The sequence below is a fragment of the Massilia genomosp. 1 genome (genome assembly GCF_011682185.1).
Classification (GTDB): Bacteria; Pseudomonadota; Gammaproteobacteria; order Burkholderiales; family Burkholderiaceae_D; genus Telluria_A; species Telluria_A rubra.
In genome coordinates this window covers 1-254 of record NZ_WHJF01000585.1, presented here as the reverse complement: position 1 = coordinate 254, position 254 = coordinate 1, and the positions used below count along the sequence as shown (strand labels likewise).

The 254-nt window shown below is 56.3% G+C and carries 1 pseudogene; it reads left to right on the top strand.

The features are described from left to right. A pseudogene (locus F1735_RS37195) lies at nt 1-125 on the top strand (IS630 family transposase); the annotation flags it as partial. Between the last annotated feature and the right edge of the window lie 129 nt (nt 126-254).

Here is a 254-nt window from a genome sequence, read left to right as displayed (position 1 = left end):
ATGTCGCGCACCACAATGCCAATCCGAAGCCATTTATTTGGACAGCAACTGCGCGCGATATCCTGCAAAAGGTAATTCGCGCCAACAGCCGCTTAAGCGGCAAACAGAATGCAACACTACACTAGTTGGGCCCAATGCCGTTTTGAGTGGAAGTTGACTTCGGCTACCATATCGGCTACCGCTGTGAATGTCTGCGCCTTGCGGCGCTTGTCGATGTCCGGTCCGGAGCAGGGTCAAGGGCGGGCGGCGCGAAG